Source organism: Aquibacillus saliphilus (genome assembly GCF_020404745.1).
In the GTDB taxonomy this organism is placed as follows: Bacteria; Bacillota; Bacilli; order Bacillales; family Amphibacillaceae; genus Aquibacillus; species Aquibacillus saliphilus.
In genome coordinates this window covers 111,689-131,242 of record NZ_JAIZAP010000004.1, presented here as the reverse complement: position 1 = coordinate 131,242, position 19,554 = coordinate 111,689, and the positions used below count along the sequence as shown (strand labels likewise).

At 28.2% G+C, this 19,554-nt stretch carries 32 protein-coding genes; all 32 read right to left on the bottom strand.

Translation table 11 applies throughout. The annotated features are described in order from the left end of the window. Positions 1-7 precede the first annotated feature (7 nt). Entirely contained in the window at positions 8-187 is a 180-nt protein-coding gene (locus LD272_RS05895; RefSeq protein WP_226035668.1) for a hypothetical protein, read from the bottom strand. Positions 188-214: 27 nt separating this feature from the next. Further along, positions 215-421: a hypothetical protein gene (locus LD272_RS05890; RefSeq protein WP_226035667.1), complete on the bottom strand. Its 207-nt coding sequence runs from the start codon at positions 419-421 to the stop codon at positions 215-217. A gap of 44 nt (positions 422-465) precedes the next feature. Beyond that, a complete protein-coding gene (locus LD272_RS05885; RefSeq protein WP_226035666.1) occupies positions 466-687 on the bottom strand; it encodes a hypothetical protein in 222 nt (73 codons plus the stop codon). A gap of 122 nt (positions 688-809) precedes the next feature. Continuing rightward, positions 810-1,010: a hypothetical protein gene (locus LD272_RS05880; protein WP_226035665.1), complete on the bottom strand. Its 201-nt coding sequence runs from the start codon at positions 1,008-1,010 to the stop codon at positions 810-812. A gap of 19 nt (positions 1,011-1,029) precedes the next feature. Beyond that, complete coding sequence (locus LD272_RS05875) at positions 1,030-1,242, bottom strand: hypothetical protein (protein ID WP_226035664.1); 213 nt, start codon at positions 1,240-1,242, stop codon at positions 1,030-1,032. A 109-nt stretch (positions 1,243-1,351) separates the two neighbouring features. After that, positions 1,352-1,534: a hypothetical protein gene (locus LD272_RS05870; protein ID WP_226035663.1), complete on the bottom strand. Its 183-nt coding sequence runs from the start codon at positions 1,532-1,534 to the stop codon at positions 1,352-1,354. Positions 1,535-1,563: 29 nt separating this feature from the next. Beyond that, positions 1,564-1,719: a hypothetical protein gene (locus tag LD272_RS05865; protein WP_226035662.1), complete on the bottom strand. Its 156-nt coding sequence runs from the start codon at positions 1,717-1,719 to the stop codon at positions 1,564-1,566. Positions 1,720-1,803: 84 nt separating this feature from the next. After that, a complete protein-coding gene (locus LD272_RS05860; RefSeq protein WP_226035661.1) occupies positions 1,804-2,490 on the bottom strand; it encodes a beta clamp domain-containing protein in 687 nt (228 codons plus the stop codon). Positions 2,491-2,768: 278 nt separating this feature from the next. Beyond that, complete coding sequence (locus LD272_RS05855) at positions 2,769-3,011, bottom strand: hypothetical protein (RefSeq protein ID WP_226035660.1); 243 nt, start codon at positions 3,009-3,011, stop codon at positions 2,769-2,771. Between the two features lie 27 nt (positions 3,012-3,038). After that, positions 3,039-3,218, bottom strand: coding sequence for a KOW domain-containing RNA-binding protein (locus tag LD272_RS05850; RefSeq protein WP_226035659.1), 180 nt, complete (start codon positions 3,216-3,218; stop codon positions 3,039-3,041). 85 nt (positions 3,219-3,303) lie between these two features. Further along, positions 3,304-3,480, bottom strand: a complete 177-nt coding sequence (locus LD272_RS05845) for a hypothetical protein (protein WP_226035658.1) — start codon at positions 3,478-3,480, stop codon at positions 3,304-3,306. A gap of 46 nt (positions 3,481-3,526) precedes the next feature. Beyond that, the gene (locus LD272_RS05840; RefSeq protein WP_226035657.1) at positions 3,527-3,673 is read right to left on the bottom strand and encodes a hypothetical protein; all 147 of its coding nucleotides are present in this window, start codon (positions 3,671-3,673) and stop codon (positions 3,527-3,529) included. Between the two features lie 88 nt (positions 3,674-3,761). Beyond that, positions 3,762-4,028 carry a hypothetical protein gene (locus tag LD272_RS05835; RefSeq protein ID WP_226035656.1) on the bottom strand — a complete coding sequence of 89 codons (267 nt, stop codon included), beginning with the start codon at positions 4,026-4,028 and terminating at the stop codon, positions 3,762-3,764. Between the two features lie 164 nt (positions 4,029-4,192). Next, positions 4,193-4,579 (bottom strand): hypothetical protein, encoded by a 387-nt coding sequence (locus tag LD272_RS05830; protein WP_226035655.1) that lies wholly within the window; start codon positions 4,577-4,579, stop codon positions 4,193-4,195. Positions 4,580-4,889: 310 nt separating this feature from the next. After that, positions 4,890-6,503 carry a DNA N-6-adenine-methyltransferase gene (locus tag LD272_RS05825; RefSeq protein ID WP_226035654.1) on the bottom strand — a complete coding sequence of 538 codons (1,614 nt, stop codon included), beginning with the start codon at positions 6,501-6,503 and terminating at the stop codon, positions 4,890-4,892. A 68-nt stretch (positions 6,504-6,571) separates the two neighbouring features. After that, complete coding sequence (locus LD272_RS05820) at positions 6,572-8,434, bottom strand: LPD29 domain-containing protein (protein WP_226035653.1); 1,863 nt, start codon at positions 8,432-8,434, stop codon at positions 6,572-6,574. 477 nt (positions 8,435-8,911) lie between these two features. Further along, positions 8,912-9,172 (bottom strand): hypothetical protein, encoded by a 261-nt coding sequence (locus tag LD272_RS05815; RefSeq protein WP_226035652.1) that lies wholly within the window; start codon positions 9,170-9,172, stop codon positions 8,912-8,914. Between the two features lie 286 nt (positions 9,173-9,458). Beyond that, the gene (locus tag LD272_RS05810; protein ID WP_226035651.1) at positions 9,459-9,824 is read right to left on the bottom strand and encodes a hypothetical protein; all 366 of its coding nucleotides are present in this window, start codon (positions 9,822-9,824) and stop codon (positions 9,459-9,461) included. A 155-nt stretch (positions 9,825-9,979) separates the two neighbouring features. Then, positions 9,980-10,105, bottom strand: coding sequence for a hypothetical protein (locus LD272_RS21395; RefSeq protein WP_255639660.1), 126 nt, complete (start codon positions 10,103-10,105; stop codon positions 9,980-9,982). Between the two features lie 41 nt (positions 10,106-10,146). Continuing rightward, entirely contained in the window at positions 10,147-10,296 is a 150-nt protein-coding gene (locus LD272_RS05805) for a hypothetical protein (protein ID WP_226035650.1), read from the bottom strand. A 43-nt stretch (positions 10,297-10,339) separates the two neighbouring features. Further along, a complete protein-coding gene (locus tag LD272_RS05800) occupies positions 10,340-10,822 on the bottom strand; it encodes a hypothetical protein (protein ID WP_226035649.1) in 483 nt (160 codons plus the stop codon). A gap of 28 nt (positions 10,823-10,850) precedes the next feature. Next, entirely contained in the window at positions 10,851-11,033 is a 183-nt protein-coding gene (locus tag LD272_RS05795) for a hypothetical protein (protein WP_226035648.1), read from the bottom strand. Between the two features lie 113 nt (positions 11,034-11,146). Beyond that, positions 11,147-11,353, bottom strand: coding sequence for a hypothetical protein (locus LD272_RS05790; RefSeq protein ID WP_226035647.1), 207 nt, complete (start codon positions 11,351-11,353; stop codon positions 11,147-11,149). Positions 11,354-11,374: 21 nt separating this feature from the next. Beyond that, a complete protein-coding gene (locus LD272_RS05785; protein WP_226035646.1) occupies positions 11,375-11,548 on the bottom strand; it encodes a hypothetical protein in 174 nt (57 codons plus the stop codon). Continuing rightward, the gene (locus LD272_RS21390; protein ID WP_255639659.1) at positions 11,545-11,673 is read right to left on the bottom strand and encodes a hypothetical protein; all 129 of its coding nucleotides are present in this window, start codon (positions 11,671-11,673) and stop codon (positions 11,545-11,547) included. Before LD272_RS21390 ends, LD272_RS05785 begins: the two co-directional genes overlap by 4 nt. A 355-nt stretch (positions 11,674-12,028) precedes the next feature. Next, positions 12,029-12,397 (bottom strand): hypothetical protein, encoded by a 369-nt coding sequence (locus tag LD272_RS05780; RefSeq protein ID WP_226035645.1) that lies wholly within the window; start codon positions 12,395-12,397, stop codon positions 12,029-12,031. Beyond that, positions 12,397-12,720 carry a hypothetical protein gene (locus LD272_RS05775; protein WP_226035644.1) on the bottom strand — a complete coding sequence of 108 codons (324 nt, stop codon included), beginning with the start codon at positions 12,718-12,720 and terminating at the stop codon, positions 12,397-12,399. Before LD272_RS05775 ends, LD272_RS05780 begins: the two co-directional genes overlap by 1 nt. Before the next feature lie 1,388 nt (positions 12,721-14,108). After that, positions 14,109-15,635 carry a DEAD/DEAH box helicase gene (locus tag LD272_RS05770; protein WP_226035643.1) on the bottom strand — a complete coding sequence of 509 codons (1,527 nt, stop codon included), beginning with the start codon at positions 15,633-15,635 and terminating at the stop codon, positions 14,109-14,111. Positions 15,636-15,656: 21 nt separating this feature from the next. Then, positions 15,657-15,845 carry a hypothetical protein gene (locus tag LD272_RS05765; RefSeq protein ID WP_226035642.1) on the bottom strand — a complete coding sequence of 63 codons (189 nt, stop codon included), beginning with the start codon at positions 15,843-15,845 and terminating at the stop codon, positions 15,657-15,659. A gap of 99 nt (positions 15,846-15,944) precedes the next feature. Beyond that, complete coding sequence (locus LD272_RS05760) at positions 15,945-16,988, bottom strand: tyrosine-type recombinase/integrase (RefSeq protein WP_226035641.1); 1,044 nt, start codon at positions 16,986-16,988, stop codon at positions 15,945-15,947. A gap of 227 nt (positions 16,989-17,215) precedes the next feature. Then, positions 17,216-19,450: an FtsK/SpoIIIE domain-containing protein gene (locus LD272_RS05755; protein WP_226035640.1), complete on the bottom strand. Its 2,235-nt coding sequence runs from the start codon at positions 19,448-19,450 to the stop codon at positions 17,216-17,218. After that, the gene (locus LD272_RS21385) at positions 19,431-19,553 is read right to left on the bottom strand and encodes a hypothetical protein (protein WP_255639658.1); all 123 of its coding nucleotides are present in this window, start codon (positions 19,551-19,553) and stop codon (positions 19,431-19,433) included. The genes LD272_RS05755 and LD272_RS21385 overlap by 20 nt, the downstream gene beginning before the upstream one ends. Position 19,554: the final 1 nt, after the last annotated feature.

The window sequence follows — 19,554 nt, the reverse complement described above, 5'->3', positions numbered from 1 at the left end:
CTCCTTCCTATCGCTTAATCCAATTTAGACTTGTTGGTAAACCTTTTATAGACAATGACCATACTGGATTACCTTGTTGCCATTCAATCTTATATCTGTCTTTATTTATAGTGTATTTGCCACATTCACTAATGAATTCTGAATCAGGATCTTTATTTACCTCGTTAACAACTTTATAAATATTCAATAATATTACCTCCTAAAAAATTGTTTTTTAATCACTTTCTATTATCCATTCAGTATCCCTGTATTTGTAAAAATCACTTTTTCTAATTGGTACAGCACCTCCTACCCCATCCTCATCTACAGAATGTAATTCACCTTCACTCCAAAATAACTCCTCGCCTTTTAATTCCCCATAAACACATATAGCAGTTTGATCTTCTTTTAGGAGTTTGATGACTTCCTCAAGTGAGTACATATCTTACAACTCCTCTCTGATAATCAATCAAATTGTCATTTTACTTAATGATTTTTAATTCTATACCATGTACCATTATCCACATTGTATCTCCATCCTAAATCCATTGCATAAGCCACCTTGTACTCATGATTATTTAGATGTTGAAATTCAACACGATCAAACAATTCTTCTTCTAGAATATAGACTGTTCCATATTCAGCTTGTATGCTCCACTTATAACCTTTTAGTGGATGATTATCTTCATGCCATTCTTTATTAATCAATTCTCTCCATCTCCTTTTAAAATACCTATTTTAATAATTTATACATTTGTTTGATCGCATCTATAATAGATGGTATTAATCTTTGATACCGTGGCTTATTCAACGATATTTCACCCCTCCTGTTATACAACTCTTTTCATATTGTTTATAATATCTTGTATGGTTATATCCCCATCTTCAATTTCTCTTTTAGCTTCTTCCCAGTCCAGATTAGCAAATAATCCACAGTCCACATACTCTAAAAATAAATCAATCAAACCTTCTTCATCATGTTTTCCAATATATCCGGCACGTTCTAAAATTTGACCAATCTTATTATTCAACTCAACCACTCCATTTCTATTATAATAGGATCAACTCATCTTCTTTAAAGCGAAAATCGTTCAACCCTCCTAATACATAAGGCATATCACTATACATTGACTCATGATCAATATCCACCACTTCATACACTCCAGAAAACAATTGATGTAAGTATGGTCTATCTAATTCTAGAAACTCATCTGGATTTAATTTTGTGTAATCCACCTTTACAGTATCCTTAACGTTAATCAATTTAAACACTCCTCTTATATAATTTTATTTAAATCATTTAATCGTCTTTACCTACAACTAGCAGCGATATTCTAATCGATCTGTTATAGGTAAAATTACAATAAACGATTTATACAACATCTTGATACAAATATTTGAAACTTTCCGTATCGATAAGCCTATACTTCATATGTGGAAAGCGTGATTTCTCTTCATTTAGATACCTTTGTAATTGCTTATCGTTATCGCATTCAGCTATTGTCACCCATTGAAATGGAGTTTCAGCGTAATCTAAGATGAATCTTTTTGACATTGTTATTACCTCCTATTATAAATATGGTTTTAACTTGTTTGATGCACCACTACGCCCTTGTTATTATCACTCAGTAAAGGTGTAACCTTATATCCTTCAAAAGATGGATCATGAATAACGTAATAAGTTATATTATCTCTTTGCGAATAATGTTTAGCTGTTTCAATAGCAAATTCTTTATTCAAATTACATCCTCCTCATTTGTTAAAGCAACTCTTTTATATACAACAGACAACCCTTGATAAGCGTAACCGCCTGTCGCAGACAATTTAATATGTTCTTACTGGTAAAACCATTGTTTCCATTAATTCGTTGTTTAACCTCCATATTGAAGGCTTCATTCTACCTTTAAGATCAATTTCTACATGTGTACCATTACTTAGTTGTAATGCTTTTTTAAATGACTGTATAGAATTTAATAAATATTTAGTATTAAAGTTGATATTTAATTTTCCCTTATATACTTCTGAATCACATTCTAATTTTTCTTTACAAACCTCTTGTTGATCATTTGTCACTTGTAAAAATACATTATTATCCTCAACCATAAATTTAGTTAAAAAGTTATATCTTTTATATTTCAGTTCGTCTTTTGCTGTCTTGAAGAATGACTCAAAATTTCTTAATTGATTGATGTCCAATTTAATAATTGCTTCACTTTGATAACTTTTAGTTCCTTCATAAATCCTTGTTACATCTGGATAGTTATGATCTGTACCACATGGTGTTTGTTCATCTGGATTGTAAAAATGTGTTTTATTAGCATAGTGTGAATCCATGTATTCAATAAATGATTTATCAATCTTTATCATCTGGTGCGAATCGGTTGCCCATAAGCTTGTAAGATCAAAATAAGCAAATTCTAAAACGGGTCTCGCATCTGTATGTGCAGTAAATCTGTCTAGAATTTTTGATAAGTCCTTATTTTTTAAAGTTCTAATAGTCATTGTGTTCATCTTTCAACAACTCCCTTTATTTTATTTGTTTAACTCTATAAGTTCATTATACACCTTTGAGTATAAATTTCAAGTGTTTTATAAGATAATTTTATTTATATTTAATATTATTTAAGTCCACCTTTAAAACCTAAACACAAATTAACTCCCATCATTCCAATTGCAGCTACCGATAATACGATCATTAATGTTATCATAATATATCTCCCTTCTATATAAGTGAATTAACTTATAATTATTTAATATAAGGTTTTAAGCTTATATTTTTTAAACCGTTTTTATTTAGTTAGCAAATCTGCTAATTTTAATGCAATTTTCACCCTTCCACCATTTAGAAACTCACACTCTTTTTCAAAAGACTTCTTACCTTCTTCATTCAATTTACTTAAATTATCCACCATCTCTAAACATTTATCAGAAAATTTCCTATCTTCACGTTTATACAATTTGATTAAACCAGCAACATTCGTGCCTGTCATTTCATCTTCTAAGTCGTAATAATCAGCGTTATATAAATCCAACATCTCACCCCTTTTGAAATACTTCTTTTAAACAGTTTCATAATTGTGCAATTCTACATCGTCCACTTCATACCATTTAATCATGAATGGTTCTTTACTACTCGTATCGTCAAAAGACAACTTAACTCTGCTTTTATCTCTATTATACTTCTCTAATGTTCCATACCATCCAGCCCATTCACCATTAACAACCTTATATAATTTCATTTTAACCACTCCCTTTAGTTTTTTAAAATTAATCCAATTGCGTTCTGATATGACCTTTTTCAAGTGTCAATTCAATCTCATATTGTTACTGATGTTTCTCTTTAATCATGTTAATAGTAGCTGGAATAAAGTTCCCTGTTGTAATACCGTGCTTATCCTCTAAATTGATCGCCCATAAGGATGATGCTTTTGTCATCATGTTGCCGTACCCAATCTTTTCACCTAACTCTTTAACTGCTAATATTTGCTCTGTTTCATTCAAAAATAAAACCTCCTGTCTGTCATGATGTACATAATATAACCCTCCATTATTTTAATAATTTATCAATTAATTTTCTTATTTCTTCATTTGTATAAAGTGATATTTCACTATCATGTAATTTACTTAGTCCTGATACAATCATTTGTCTTTCTTCAGCACTTAATTTAATAGCCTCTATTATTGTTGATTCCATCCGTTTCAACTCCTCTTTGTTAATTTTATTCCTGCTATCAAGATATAAACTGGTTATACCCTCATAGCAGGAATAAACCTGCTAATTATTATGCAATTGTTATATAGTATGAGAAGTCACCTACATTTAAATCATAATCGCCTTGTTCAAATTCCTTTAAATCGTTTACCATTGCTTGATCATCTTCTTCTAACTCCAAACCATTTAAATTGTGGAATTCTTCAAATTCAAAGATAGCTTCTTTGATGTCGCCTTTTAAGTCATTCATTTCAAGTTCTGGATTATACTCCTCTTTAAACTCGCTACCCGTAATGTGTTCGTGATTACTTCTTCTTTCAATTGTTACTTTTTCCATAATATTTCATCTCCCTTTTTATAATTTAATTACTTATCTTATTTACTATTATACACCTTTCAGTATAAAAGTAAACCCTTTTATTATAACTTTTTAATATTTATATAAATTAATTCATTCAACATTATAATATAATCTCTTTTATATAAGATAAAACAGGACTTTTAAACAGTCTGATCAATTCTATTTACAATTAAATTCTGGATACGTTTATCTATATAATCCTCATGTATAGCCTTATAAGCCATTGTATGATAATAGTCACCGTTATAGGTATCAGTTAACACAATCGAATTATTTGTATAGTTAGCAAGCCATGTTAACCGATCATAATAAAGATTATTTAATTCGATATACTTATTAGACAATTGAGTTTCAGCCTCTAATGCTTCATTTAATTGATAAGCTTTATCTGTCTGCTTACTATTGTTGTAATGATTGATTAACTGTTGCATACCTTTAAAAAATTCAGATTGGCGTATGTTCTTAATTTCAGTCTGGAGATACCTATATTTGTTATCAATATTATTTTTCAAGATAATTATATTCATTTTTAAAACTCCTTTTATTTTTTGTAAAAAAGTCTAGCGATATTTTAGGCTTGCTGTTACATGAATAATGCCAGCGATATAAACCAATTTCTGTTACAGTAATATTTGAGTGGTACAATACATAAAATAGTGAAAAACAGGTCAAAAATGGGAATATTTGTTCTATTTTATTGATTTTGCCTATAATTTGGATATAGAAGCCATATAAGCAATTAGATTAATTTGATGAACATTACCATTCATTATGTTTTAAAACCACTAACAATCACTTATATGGATTCATTTTCTTGTTTAGTGTTTAAAATTGTTACTATCCTGCAATTGACGTTAGTTTTAATAAGTCGCTGGTCTCCATTATATAATATTGTTTATTGTCCATAACTTTATTATAGGATTTTTCCCCTTCAAACTCTTTTATAATTTCTTTTTCTTCTCTGGTCATATCATTATAATTTACATTGCCATATGTTGGAGGCAACCAATTTTTCTTTTGCGATCCAAACAAATTAAATTTGTGCAGCAATTCCATATTTTTAAATTCTATATGACATGTTCCCTTTTTATAAAATGTTATATAGAAGTATTTTAATTCTACTTTTCTTGATTCTTGATAATGTTCAGCCATTTTTAAAGATTGTATAATGTCTATTTCTTCAGTGTCCCCATTATCTAAATAATTAAATACCTTCTCAATGTCTTTTAATTTATCCATAACACTATAATAAGTTGGTTCATATCGTCCCCATGAATGCGACATATCACGGAAACCAGCTAAAGGAATAATTACCTTTTTATTGATCTTATATGCCTTGTTAGTTTTCCAGCCGTTATATAGGTGTATATTATTAGATGACTCACTATAATAATGCTTATGACTGAATTCCTCGAATAGATTGATAATGGTATCTTCTACTCCTTGTATCATTTCTTTACTTATTTGTATTCGTAATGAATAAATATTAAAGAAAGAAAAATCATAATTCTTTAATTCTTCGACCTGCTCCATATACTTTCGTTTTAAATTACTTGTAAACAATCCCATAAATTGATCATTATTGAAAAGAGCATTCCAATACTTTGACCTTATTTGTTTAATATAGGCATTCTCTAGGTTGCTACCTTCTTTATCCTCATAATCTAACTGTAGGTTTAATACTGGTCTGTTGTCATCGTTAAAACTCTTTAACATTAACGGCTTTAAATTATTATATTCACTGATTAGTTTTAATCCGGCTTTTACTTCAAAATTATATTGTTGTACGATTCCTTCTATAAAATCAGAATGTATTAAGTCTTTACTATCATAGGTTTTATTTTTAATTTGTTCTTCTTCTTGTTTCAGATCATCCAGTATAACACTACTGTAATCAATTTTAGGAATGTTGATATAAATCAATGCTACTTGTACGTTTGTCTTTCTTTCTGCATCCATAAAGCCATTATCAATATAATTGATTGTAGCGTTATACTTATCTAATTTTTGAAGTAAATCAATCCTACTATTACTATAAGCATTTTTTAAAGTGTCCGCATTTAACAAGCAAACAATTTCCCCTCCATTTTGTTGCATATCAATAGCTTTTAATAGATGTTTATCACCTGTTGAAAATGGAGGATTTAAAGCAATAAGATCATATTTTTTGTAAGTATCATATGTTAAAAAATCATCATGAACAAGTCTATAATTTTTACCTTTTAATATGTGCTGCAAATTTTGATCCTTTTCTATTGTGTCAATGTCATAATTTTTATTTCTAGAATAGGACTGATTGTAATTAAATTTCTTTTCAATCATTTGTACTATATTTCCTTTTCCTGCGCTTGGTTCCAATACTGATTTAATTGTTCTAAAATCAATATATGATAACATTTGTCTAATTATATTATCTGGAGTAGGGTAAAAATCAATATTATTATTAAACACTGTCAAACCTCCTAAAAAAGTTAAGGTTTTTTATATAGTAGAAACCTATTAAAACTACTTTATTATTCCTAAAATGTAGGCTTATACGTGTTAACTATCGGTTTTATTTCTTGCTGTTCAAAATGTCTTAATATCTCATCATATTGTTTGTTATCACATGAATGATATTTACTACTAGTAACTATAAAGCCGTTTCTTTCTTCTACTTCATTTAATACATTTGTAGGCAATTCATACCAGCCATTATAAATTAACATTGTAGAATGAAAATAGTTATAATGTAGTTTTCTTTTCTTCTCTGGTGTAAATACTAATTTAACTGCATTGTCATATTGTGCATAGGTTGTATTTACTACACTATCAAATGTTATTCTACTTGTTACAATTGATCCAAAATCTGATATATAAAACATTGTTAATTTATCGCCTTGCTTAATATTAGTATCTTTAAATTGTTCCTGTATGCCGTCAACCTCTATTAATAACTTATACATTTTAACTTTTAATGATTCAATTTCTAATTGTTGAATGATATTTTTAGTTAATTTAAATTTGTGTTCTTTTAACTTTTCTTTTAACGTTTCTTTGTATTGCGTCCAGCCTTCATTACCCCATGAATTAACTATGTCTAACTCTTCTATAACATCAGTTGATATACATTCTAATTGATTTGCTTGATGCTTATATTCGTTTAATTCTAATTCATTAATGACTTGTTTATCATTCAAAGACTTTTTAATTATTGCGTTATCTGTTAAGCCTATATACTTAGAATAATTAGATCCTTGTGTGTCAACAACAAACTGCAATTGATTATTGAAATAGATTGCTACTCCTATCCTATTCCATTGTACAGTATTTTTTTCTTCAGTGACCATATTGTAAAAGTCTATCATTGAATTAATTCTTGTATCGTTTGTATAACTACCTCCAGTATCATTTAAAAAGTCAAAGTCATGTAGTAACATATTAGAAAAGTTTGTTAATGCTTCTTGATTATTGAAATGTATTTCTTTTGTAACTTTTACATTTTCTATCATAAAATCATTTTTGTTCACTTCTTCTTGATATTGTTCGATTGTATTATTTTTATTTAAATTTGCAAACTCTGATCCAATAATATAATACTGGTTATTTTCTTCTAATGAATTAACATTAACACTATTATAGATATGTTCCGTTTGTTTCTTTTCTTCTTCTCTTTGCTTTTTATATTCCGTATCTCTTTTTTCTTGTTCTTTTAAATATTCTTGGAATTCCTTTTCTTTTATTTCTTCTTCAGCTTCTTCATGCTCTTTTAATTTAATATCGAATTGTTTTAAATCCTCTTCAATTTTTTCTGTTGATTCCGTTTGAATATAATCATAGTCTATAGATGTATTGAAAAAGTAAAAGTTGTGACTGCTTGGTAAATCAGTGTAGGGATCGCCTTCTCTGTAACAAACTTTATAAGCGTTAACTAGGTTGTTACAATATTCTTTGACAGCCTTTAAATACTTACTATCCTTATTATACGGTGATTGTTTAACAGTAACATTAATATGTGAATAGTCACTTGTTACACTAAATTTACATTGTGGGAACCTCTTTTTAATATTTTGTCTTATTTCCTTTGCAATTTGTTTTGTATCTTGCTTGTTGTTTACTTCTTCATTTGTCCATTGTGTAGCATCCCATAGGCTTAAATTATTAATGTTAGTCTTATTATTATGTTTAACTGTACTTTTCTTCACTTCTTCAATCGCTCCATTAGCTAAGTTATCAGCAAGCTTTAAAGCCTTTTCCGATTGCTTATTGTACCAGCATTTTTTAAACTTCGACCACCTGAAGCCATTCGTTTTTAGACTGCTTAAAACGGTTTGTTCCGGCTTAGAATCAAAATATAACTCGATTCCGTTTAATTCTTCGTTAATTTGTAATGATACTGACATTTAAAACAACTCCCTTTATATTATAATCTTATTTATATGTTAATACCCATTATACTCTATTCCGTATAAAATACAAGTGAAAAACGTTAAATAATTTAAAATTATTGTATAATAATATTTATATTATAAATTTATCATAATAAAAAATAGTATAACCAGTACAGAAGCAAATAACACTTGTATTCTTAGTTCCTGTTTATTATTCGGTTTAATATCATTTATAAAGCTTTTTAACATGCCTATAACCTCCATAGTTTAATATTTAATCCACCTGCACCCATACACAATAGGTGCAACGCTTGTAGCTTAAGGACTATTTAAAGAGGCTACAACCTCTATATAATTTTATTTTTCTATAACCGTACTATCACAATTTAAACATTTTACCTTATTATTTTTGTATTCGTGTTCGGTCTCTTTGTCACACCAGAAACAATAGGAAACTTTAATCATATTTGCACCGCCTTTAATTCTTGTTTAAGTTGCTTTCTTTTGTTTCTTATTACCTGTTTCAAATTGCTTGCTTAATTCGTCCCATGATATAGAAAAATAATTATTATTATCATCTCTAAAAGTACGATCAAATGAAGGATACTCAAATCCTATATTATACTCTTTGCCTTTTCTTAGTTGCTTTAACCTTTGTTTATAACAGTATCCGGCAAACTCACCAAAACAATATTTTTTATATACTCTAATACCATTAAAACTTTTATTTGTTCTTTTATATCCCCACATTTACAACACTCCTCTAATTTATTTGGTATGGATAAATAATTGTACTATCTAGAATTTTAATATCATTAGATAGCGTTAAAACTTTCTTTTCTTTGAATGAATTAATTAATGTTACTACTTTCTTATCATTAGAACATAAATGCAGCTTAAAGCCATTTACACGCTCACTCTTGAGTATTTCACATATAGAATTATATATCATCTCTACTACTCCTTATATTGCTTTTATTTCAACCTTTACAAATTAAATTATTTTCCAATCCATAAAGCAGGAAATAAAACCCGCTTATAATTCAATTAACTTCAATTCGTTTTCTATTCCCTGTTTATGATTTTCTATTGTTTTCTCTACATTTTGTAAATTTATAGCTAATGTATTTTGCTTTCTGGTTAACTCCTTTGACACTCTTTGACTGTTAGACAATTCAACTAGATAATTGAAAAATTCCATATATTCTTTTTCTAGTTGAGTATGTTTACTTTCTAACTGGATAAGACTGCTTTTTAATGCTTCAATTCTTTTTAAAGATGCTGAAATACTACTATTCACCTTTTCAACTTTGCCCGATCCATTACAATCAAAACATTTTCCGTTTTCTATATGAAGAAAAGGAACAACTCCAGATCCGTTACACTTAATACACTTATACATTTTGTTCAACTCCTCTTATTAACTTCTATAATTTCATTATACAGGTTTGAGTATAAAATACAAGTGTTTTTATAATATAATCCTATTTATATTGTTTAATGCTTACAGATGTCTACAAACCAATTATAAAAGCTTATAGACATTTAAAACATTACTTATTTATAAACCTTTGAAAGTTTATCTTTTGCCCATTTGACCGTAATTCTAGAATGATAGTCATTCTTATTACTATAACGATTGATAAGACTGTGATAATAAAATACCTTGTTTTCTATGTCCATGAGATCACCTCCAATTTTTAAAGTAAATTATAAATTTTAACTTATAGATTACCTTTTATTTCTTTACGAAGTCTTTCTACTTTACCTGCCCAATAAGATAAGCCGTGCATATCGACTAAACAATTCTCTTTTTCAAGTGTACTTATTACAGCTTTTTTGGCATATTCTAACTCTTTAAATAATTTTTCCATTTTAAAACATCTCCTTTTTATTTAATAAAATTTGAATTTTATACTATATTGATACTTTTAAAAATTCAGTACCGTTATTTAATTCTTGTTTAATTTCTTGTATGTTTTGATTAATAGTTATTACTTTACTTAATAAAGTATTTCTATAATTCATTTTTTCTAATTTCCATTTTAAAGGACTGAGGATGTTGTTATAATATTTGTCGTCACTATAACCAGTAAAGATACCTACTTTTATTTTTTCTTCCCATGCTATTACAAGTTTATCAAACGTATTATTATATTCGTTTACGCTGTTAATATATTCTTGTTTTTGATCACGTAAAATCTTAATAGTATCAGTCTTTGCAAGTGATACGTTATTATCTTTTAATTGTTTTCTTAATGCCTTTAATTCCTTTTCTAGTTTATTAATATCTGGAAACTCTATTCTTTTAACTTCACAAAATAAAGTATGATCATTGTCGATACGGATATAATCATTTTCAATAATCTCATTATTCATTTTAATTTTTTCTTTAATCATTTTTAACACTCCTATAATTTTATTTGTCTTATATTACTTGATCTAATAATTCTACATACAAAGTTGAACGTTTAGTTATATTAATAAATGGTTTCCTATTCATTGTAGGAATATAATTAAATTTATATAAACCTCTATTATCTTTTTTAGCTACTCCATAAGCTACAATACTGTTAGACCCTTTACTTTTTAAGTTTGCATAGTATAACATATGATCTCCTCCTATGTGATTAACTCTATAAATTAATTTTATACGATAATAAGTATAAAGTCAATACATTTTATAAGATAATTTTATTTATATATTAAGATAAAAATATAATTTTAAATATAATTAATTGATTCCATTATATTTAATAAGTGATCTTGAATACTTTCATAACTATCATAATACTTGATATAACTTTTTTCATGGTTTACTTGATTAAATAAAAATACTCGATAATTGTCCCAGCCTTTACGTTCGATCACAATTGATTTATTTTCTTTTAATTCTTGTATTGAATGTAATTCCCATGTATAACCCAACATTTTATTACCTCCTATTTAAATTTATTTACATTGTTCCTTTGCAAATGATTCGTCTTTATTATATTCACACCAAGCCGATTGCATTTGCTCTGCTTCTTTATTAGTAACATTACCATCTGCTAAATTATTACTCTGACTACTACAACCCGTAACCATTGATAAGGCAATGACTGATACAATTATTAATTTTTTCATATTGTCTTCACGTCCAAACCATTAAGATAAGAATAAACTGCTTTATATTCATTCTCAAGATCAACCTTTGACATAATATCTAGTACAGCAACCGGATACCCCTTACTAATTAAATAATCATACATGTGATTACCTCCTAAAATTTAATAATTAATATCTTAATACCTATATTATACTATATTGCGTATAAAGTCAAACATTATTTATAACTATTTAATATTTATATATGATTAGTTTTATAAGATAATACTAATCATATGATATCACCTACAGCAAATAGATAAAAAGAAGCATCAACCTATATATTAACTGGTCAATGCTTTACTTATCAATGTATTATCATTATAACTATAGTATTTATTATCCTTACTACCTTCTAATATACATGAGTAGCTGTCTTTTAATACCTCTACTACTTTAAATACTTTACCTTTGTTTGATCCAAACGTGCAGATAACATTATCATTGATTTTAAATTTATTATTCATAAGATGAAACTTCCTCTATATACATATAACCTAAGTCTGAAGCAATGGATGTAATACCATATTGATTGATGATTGTATGATAGTCTGCATTATTTTCCTCACATTCTAATTTGACTATTGCTTCTATTTCTTCATTAATTATTAGTTTAATTTGCTTACATGCAAGATCATTCCATATTTTAGAATAGTGATCCTTGTTACCATAACCATAGTATATGCCATTGCTTAATGATTGCTGAGTCCATTCCTTTACACATGGGAAAGGTCTTTGACTGCAAACTACAGTATAACCATTGTTCATACCTTCTTTTATATTATTATTGTAGTGACTGGATAGTGGATTGATTAGAATTGATTCCATTAGATACACTCCTTTAAATTTGATTGACTGAATTCGTACCATTCATTATTGATTAAAGTTAACAGATCATCATATAACATATGGCTATAAGGTTTATTATTAATGAAGCATGTATATTGTAGTTTAGTTGGATCATGTAGAGATGTAGAAATAATATAATAAGTATTTGTATCTGTACGTTGAATAGAGAATAGCTGATACTCTTTATATTGATTATACGTGTTAGTGATCGTTGATTGCTTATAACGTTTATATTGTTCTCTGTATGCCTTATCCTTGATATATACTTTAGTATGATTGATACCAGTTAACGGAACAAACATATATATACCTCCTATACATTTAATATTATAATACTTATTATACTTGATTGCGTATAACATTACAACAACTTTATAATATAATCTTATTTATATTGGATAGGATAAATTATTGACACCCTTTTAATGGAAGGAACATGGTTATATTAATATAGATTGGTGAAGCTTAAGCATAGTCATAGCATAGCATAGCTTATACATACATTTGATTGGAGTAGATGGATGGTAACATTGATAAGGTGATAGAATAGCTTACAATTGATCTGGTACAATATGGATGAATGATATTAGGATAGATTAGTAGCTAGTCTTAATTTATATTAGATAACATAGTATAACCATTGATACATAAGTATATTATACTAGTACCTGATAACAATTATAAGAATACAATTAGATAATATAGTTGTGGATAACCTGTTGATAAGTTAATATTTATGTGGATAAGTATAGATAAATTGTGGATAACATTGTGAATAATCGATTGATAAATACATAACAATATGAGATAGATAAGCATAAAACTATTCTAATTATGATATATTAGTATATGTTCATATAAAGATATTAGAAATCGATTCGCTGTTACTTATACGACGTAAAGGTAAAATACTTTACACACAAGCCCCATCTATTCACACCTCATATTATACTTATATAGGTATAAACATATCATATCACAATGGCAACAAGCTATCACACCACATATAAATAAGATTATCTCATAATGTCCATATAATAACAATTCGATAGACACCTACAAAGCCTATTATATCAATGTTTGTGAGGTAGGGGGCTACAATAAAACTTGAGATATGATCAATTTTGCTGGGAAATGTCCTAACACTTCCATCTCCACACCTTACCTAAATTTTCAACTTTTCTCATATTATTTTATCATCTCACAATTTTCCCCATTATCTCATTTTCACCCTAATTGGACTCGATTTTGTCCTCGTAACGGTCTCGTCAAAACTCAATCATATCATCACTTTATCCATCATCATCCATCCCAATTTTCCATCATATTATCCAATTTTACTTAAATTTTACCTATCCATCCTTACTCTCACATAACTTTACACGAGATTGCCTTATCGATATGCCAATTTAACCCTATATTCATCCATATTATTCACCTTACCCTTACTCCTACTTACGTTTATCCGACACATGCTATTATCGTAACAATTTTCCAAAATAAAAACGATCCAATTTAATGAATCGCCATAGTTTATTATTATGTAATTTATATATTATTTGTCTATGATTCTTTTGAACTTGATTTTGAACTTATCACTTATGTAAATATAGTATAATTTTATTTATATGTAGTCTAATTTATGGATATATGTTCCTTATAGAACTTAATCCACTTTTAAGCATACATTTTATAATTCAATATCGCCTATAACTTCCCAGTATGTATAAGATTGTGGTTCACCATTTACTCTTTTACTAGTCTTTTTAGAAATTAACATATACTTAAATTGATTATCATTAAAATAACCATTAATTGTTTTTAATCCTTTTTGCAATCTTCCTCTGGAATCCTTTAGGTTAATTTCTCTGACAAGTCTTTCTTGCTCTTCTTTAATTAACTGTCTTCCAATCAAACTATCTAAATATCTTTCTAGTTTACTTTTATTCTCTTCTTTTTCTACCATTTTATAATCATACCATCCCTTTTGACTGTCATAGAATCCAAAAACATCTGCTATGTATTTGCAAAATCCGAATTTACCTAAGTTTAACATTTTATTTATTTCTACTATATCAACCTTATTTTTAAAATAAATCATTTCATTTACTCGTTTGATTGCTTTATCTTCCCCTTTTATAATATCGTCATATACAACACCTGACGTATCATGTGTATTTCGCATATACTCCTTAATATATTTTTCTGTTCCATGTGACCTAACGTATTCTGCTTTTTGCAGTCTTCTGTTTATTTGACCTTTGATACCACCTAATTTTTTATTTGAATTAGACTCTATGTACAAGTTAATGTAATCATTAGGTTTGTTATCTTCAATTCTTTTTCTTCCTACACATTGAATAATAGTTCCAGTGTCATACATACCACTAACTACAATATTATGTAACTGATCATCTACAATATTAACACCAGCTTCTAATGTTCTGGTTGTAATAAGAATCAATTGATTGAAATTTTCATCATCTAACATTTTTTCAATAGCTTTACTTTTTACATGCTTATAATGCTTTTTATTACTTTTACTACAATTAAATAAAGTATGCTCTTTAAATTGTCTATGTAATTGATAAGCAACTTGGACTGATTCAACAAAAACTATAGCCTTTTCTTTCCTTTTAATAAATCCGCCAATTAGTTTTTCAAGAGTTGATTCTTGATGAAAGAAATGCAAACTTTTTATGTAATCATAATTTATCGGTATTTTATATGAGATAGGATTGACACTCTTTATTTCTCTCATATACTGATCCATGTAGTAACCAGTAGCACTCATAAATATTCTAACCTTATCTTTTTGATTAAGTATTTCCGTTAATGAAATATCAGTAGATTGGTTAAAGTTTGCATCAGACATAAAATAATGAAACTCGTCACAGACGATATAATCAAATTTATTTAAAAATGATTTGTTGTGTTTTTTTCTATACTCTTCTACAGATTGATATGTTTTAACAACAATATTTTTAGATTTTCTATCTTTTTCTATCTCACGTTGAAATTGATCAACACAGTTCGACCTATGTATAAGCATTAATATCTTCTTATTATTATCCTTTGCGTGAATGAATAATCTATTTTTTATAAAATAACTCTTACCAGAACCCGTACCTGCTTTAATCGTTATTACATCTCCATCTTCCCAATTATGAATATCTTGTACAGATATTACATCACTAACTCTCTTAATATTACTCAATGATAGATTCTCCTTTATTAATTATTTATAGATTCTTTTATACTTGTCTATGGCTTGTTGTAATTCGTTTGTTTTTTGATATAAACTAAAAATATTTTTTGATTTAGGATTGATTGCAATGGTTAATGGCGTTAAACCACACTCAAATAGGTGGTCGGATAAACGTTTATTGTAACAGTAAAACAAATCTGAATTTGTAATCTCTTTCATTTACTTGATTCTCCTTTAATATATTTATTTGCACACTATTATAGTATAATCCTTTTTATATCTAATGTCAATATAAAAAACACCATAGACCACCCCAACTTATTTATTGGAGTAGCCTAACTTATCCATAATGTCCTTTATTTCAAACTTAGCAGACCTAGACAACTCATTATAAACATCTTTCCATTGTTCTGTAGATAACTCATCAACTGTATCAACGCCTAAATTTTGATTCATATATAAGGTTGGATCTTGTTGAATAGAATTCCTTTTAGAAATATAGTTAAAACTTGTGTTTATCGAGCTATGGTTTAAATGATTCTGTACTTTTAATATATCTCTGCCAGACGATAAGTAAACCATGTAAGCTGACTCTCCTCTAATTGAATGAAAAACAATATTGCGATCTGGTGATATATTAAATTGTTCACGTAAATGTGCAATTAATCTATCCATTGTCTTAGTTGCAAAGAATATTTGTTCATCTGAATCATCTGTTTTCTTCAAGTTTAAAATTAACTCAGCATCCTCCTCTGTTAATGAATATTTCTTTTGTTTACCTTTAATCCTACTTTGTAATGTCCATACACCATCAATCTTTTGCAAATGTTTGAATTTGAGGTTCGCCAAATCTTGTTTTCTCATCCCAGTTAATCTTGCAGTATGAATCAACACAGCTTTCTTCTCACCATTTGCTACAGACTTATCTGTACGAAGATAAGATATCCAGTCACTCAGCTCATCCCACTCTATAAATCCGTATTCCTCCTTATCTGACTCCTTGAGTTTACGTACTTTTAATTCTTCAACATCAATACTGTAAACATGATTTCCTTTATCGTCTTTGATACGCTTTAAATATCTAAACATTCCATATAAAGCATACATGATTCCATTAACAGAACTAGACGCATGTTTTTTTCTTGCATGATCTCTAAACTTTTTCACATCAACATAACTTATCATGTTAATGTCATTTGTAGAAATATGATGAATAGATTCGTTTGGGAATTTCCAACTTAAAAACTTTTTAATCCGTTGACGATAATTAATTCTGGTACTTTCTGTATCTAGCCCACTGATATAATCCTCTAAATGATCATAAAAAAACTCTTGTTGATTCAACCTTACTACATTATCCATGTGTAATCCTCCCATAATTAATGTCCTATATTACTTATTATACGAACAAATCAATCAATTGTCAACTTATAAATAAAAATTTATTATAAAAAATATTAAGATAAGTATCAATATTTAAATACCTATCTCAATATGGCTCCATATAATCATCTCTAAGCCACTCTAATCTCTTTATGAATTACTCCCTCAAAAGTATATTATCGTTTAAATTTGATACTCTCTCGTGCTCACTGTTGCCATTCTTTTAATATTTCCTCATCTGCTATTAACTCATAACCTTTTGCTTTTGAATTATGGCGTTTTATCCAACCTTCTTCTATTAATTGATTAAATAAATCTGTCATAGTCGTTCCTTTTACGCCTAAGTCCTTTCTCAATTCGCCTATCCTTGTATTCTTTGTAGTAGCTATAATCGTTTTAAGTTGGTCTATCAAAGGTATGTCCTGCCTTCCTTCATCTCCAATAGGAATTTCTTCACCTATATCATAATCTTTTTCTTTGTAGTATTGAATTAATGAATCAAATATTTTTCCCTCTTCTTTCCCATCTGGATGGATAATACTACTTTGGAAACGTTGGAATTCTTTTGGATACCCCTCTATTCTCATAACGCCATCTCCATTACCTAATAAGTTCTCATATGGAATTCCCTCATCAAATACAGTCCTATAATTTCTATTACTCCCTAGATTAAAACTAATAGCATTTTGTAAATTAGATTTCGTTGTTCCTTCAATAACATCTGCACTAGGTCTTTGAGTAGCAACAATTAAATGAATACCTGCTGCTCTCGCCTTCTGACCTAATCTTCCAACATAGCTATCTACATCGGGATACTGATCTTTTAAATCTTTAAACTCATCTATCGCAATCACAATATATTGCATCTTCTTTTTTGATTGTTTATTATAATCAATTATATTTTTAACACCTTTAAACTCGCCAAATTTGTCATATCTTCTATCCATTTCAACAGCCAATGATTCTAATAATGTTATGGTTTCACTCATATCGGTTATTACTTTTTGCACGTGTGGGAAATCTTGATACTGTGATAACTCTACTTGCTTAGGGTCAATTAAAAACATTCTTAACTCATTTGGCTTATAGCACATCAATAATACGGTTAGTACAGTGTTAATGAAAACGGATTTACCACTGCCAGTAGAACCTGCAATCAACAAATGGACTAATTTAGCTAATGACAAATAAATAGGACTGTTCAATTCATCCATTCCAACAATAAATGCTAATGGGTTATTCTTTTTAAATTCCTGAAAATCTTTTCTTTCTATCATCTCTCGTAAAGATATTATTTGATGATTATTATTAGGAATAGAGAATTTAATTGTTCCGGCAACATCTCCTTGCTCAATTCCTAATGATTGAACACCTAGGTTAACACGAATATCTTTAGACTTAGACTCAATCTTGCTAAAATTAACATCTGGTGGCAGTTTGGATGTAATAACAGTTAATCTTGATCCTGATTGTATTGTTGCGTCATATAATCTTGCCTGTTTAATAATTCCAACCTTTTTCATCGATTCAGCTAACTTCTCCACTAAAGACTCATCTATCTTTACTTCTTCTTTCTTTAAATAAGGCAATAATTCAATAATATTATCCGATATTGGGGTAGAGGGTGTTGAATTCTTGTCAATCACATCTATTTCTTGTTCTGGTTTAATAAACTCCTTAGCTTTCCCTCCAAATAATGAATATATTTCAGATAAACTCAACATTTGTCCTTGATTAATAAAATTATAAGGATTATCTACTTTAATATTGCTTAATCGTAGTCTATTATGAGAATCATACTTTTCTAATAGTAAATGAATCAATTCTGTTATCTCCTTATGCCTATCTGATTTAACCAACACTTTTAATTGAGAATCAAATCCCTTATCTAATATTTTCTGTTCAACATCTTCTGAATACTCTCTATTTGACTCAAAACTAGCTAATTTATCTAGTCCTTTAATGGTTTTTTGTTGAATATTACGTACAAATGGAACAGTAGAGGGGTAATCATTCCCTTTTAAATAGCTTCTATACATGTCTAATGCGTTGTATTTCCATTGATATTTCTTCTTAAACAACCACAAAATAACAATATCCTCATCTTTTTTAACTATTTCCTTCAATAAATTAATTTGTTTTTCAAAATGTCCGTTTAAGTCAATCCTAAGAGGTAAAAAGTATGGTGAGGATAAGCAACCCTCGAAACAATTATAAGATTCAAATTGACCCCCTCTCGTGTCCACAGTTGTCTGGTTCTTATTTGTTAGAAGGTGGGCGGGGGTAATAATAAATTTATTTACCCCATAGTTGTTAATCCCAACCTCTACTCCAAATATAGAATGATCAATTTTATTTAATAATATAGATAAATCCTCTTCAATATTGGTTGTAGTAATAGACTTTAACGGAAAATTGACTTTATGATTTCCATTCATCATTTTTCACAACCTTAAATACTGTTTGTGATTGCATGATACTTGTAACACTACTTATAATTAACGCAACAGTATTTAATAAGATAACCAATTCAATTTGTGTCATT

Excerpts from the sequence above, each read along its gene's own strand:
- LD272_RS05890 (WP_226035667.1), bottom strand. The coding sequence starts at position 421 with ATGTACTCACTTGAGGAAGTCATCAAACTCCTAAAAGAAGATCAAACT.
- LD272_RS05870 (WP_226035663.1), bottom strand. The coding sequence starts at position 1,534 with ATGTCAAAAAGATTCATCTTAGATTACGCTGAAACTCCATTTCAATGG.
- LD272_RS05860 (WP_226035661.1), bottom strand. The coding sequence starts at position 2,490 with ATGAACACAATGACTATTAGAACTTTAAAAAATAAGGACTTATCAAAA.
- LD272_RS05850 (WP_226035659.1), bottom strand. The coding sequence starts at position 3,218 with ATGAAATTATATAAGGTTGTTAATGGTGAATGGGCTGGATGGTATGGA.
- LD272_RS05840 (WP_226035657.1), bottom strand. The coding sequence starts at position 3,673 with ATGGAATCAACAATAATAGAGGCTATTAAATTAAGTGCTGAAGAAAGA.
- LD272_RS05835 (WP_226035656.1), bottom strand. The coding sequence starts at position 4,028 with ATGGAAAAAGTAACAATTGAAAGAAGAAGTAATCACGAACACATTACG.
- LD272_RS05830 (WP_226035655.1), bottom strand. The coding sequence starts at position 4,579 with ATGAATATAATTATCTTGAAAAATAATATTGATAACAAATATAGGTAT.
- LD272_RS05820 (WP_226035653.1), bottom strand. The coding sequence starts at position 8,434 with ATGTCAGTATCATTACAAATTAACGAAGAATTAAACGGAATCGAGTTA.
- LD272_RS05815 (WP_226035652.1), bottom strand. The coding sequence starts at position 9,172 with ATGTGGGGATATAAAAGAACAAATAAAAGTTTTAATGGTATTAGAGTA.
- LD272_RS05810 (WP_226035651.1), bottom strand. The coding sequence starts at position 9,824 with ATGTATAAGTGTATTAAGTGTAACGGATCTGGAGTTGTTCCTTTTCTT.
- LD272_RS21395 (WP_255639660.1), bottom strand. The coding sequence starts at position 10,105 with ATGGACATAGAAAACAAGGTATTTTATTATCACAGTCTTATCAATCGT.
- LD272_RS05805 (WP_226035650.1), bottom strand. The coding sequence starts at position 10,296 with ATGGAAAAATTATTTAAAGAGTTAGAATATGCCAAAAAAGCTGTAATA.
- LD272_RS05800 (WP_226035649.1), bottom strand. The coding sequence starts at position 10,822 with ATGATTAAAGAAAAAATTAAAATGAATAATGAGATTATTGAAAATGAT.
- LD272_RS05795 (WP_226035648.1), bottom strand. The coding sequence starts at position 11,033 with ATGTTATACTATGCAAACTTAAAAAGTAAAGGGTCTAACAGTATTGTA.
- LD272_RS05790 (WP_226035647.1), bottom strand. The coding sequence starts at position 11,353 with ATGTTGGGTTATACATGGGAATTACATTCAATACAAGAATTAAAAGAA.
- LD272_RS05785 (WP_226035646.1), bottom strand. The coding sequence starts at position 11,548 with ATGAAAAAATTAATAATTGTATCAGTCATTGCCTTATCAATGGTTACG.
- LD272_RS21390 (WP_255639659.1), bottom strand. The coding sequence starts at position 11,673 with ATGTATGATTATTTAATTAGTAAGGGGTATCCGGTTGCTGTACTAGAT.
- LD272_RS05780 (WP_226035645.1), bottom strand. The coding sequence starts at position 12,397 with ATGGAATCAATTCTAATCAATCCACTATCCAGTCACTACAATAATAAT.
- LD272_RS05775 (WP_226035644.1), bottom strand. The coding sequence starts at position 12,720 with ATGTTTGTTCCGTTAACTGGTATCAATCATACTAAAGTATATATCAAG.
- LD272_RS05765 (WP_226035642.1), bottom strand. The coding sequence starts at position 15,845 with ATGAAAGAGATTACAAATTCAGATTTGTTTTACTGTTACAATAAACGT.
- LD272_RS05760 (WP_226035641.1), bottom strand. The coding sequence starts at position 16,988 with ATGGATAATGTAGTAAGGTTGAATCAACAAGAGTTTTTTTATGATCAT.
- LD272_RS05755 (WP_226035640.1), bottom strand. The coding sequence starts at position 19,450 with ATGATGAATGGAAATCATAAAGTCAATTTTCCGTTAAAGTCTATTACT.
- LD272_RS21385 (WP_255639658.1), bottom strand. The coding sequence starts at position 19,553 with ATGACACAAATTGAATTGGTTATCTTATTAAATACTGTTGCGTTAATT.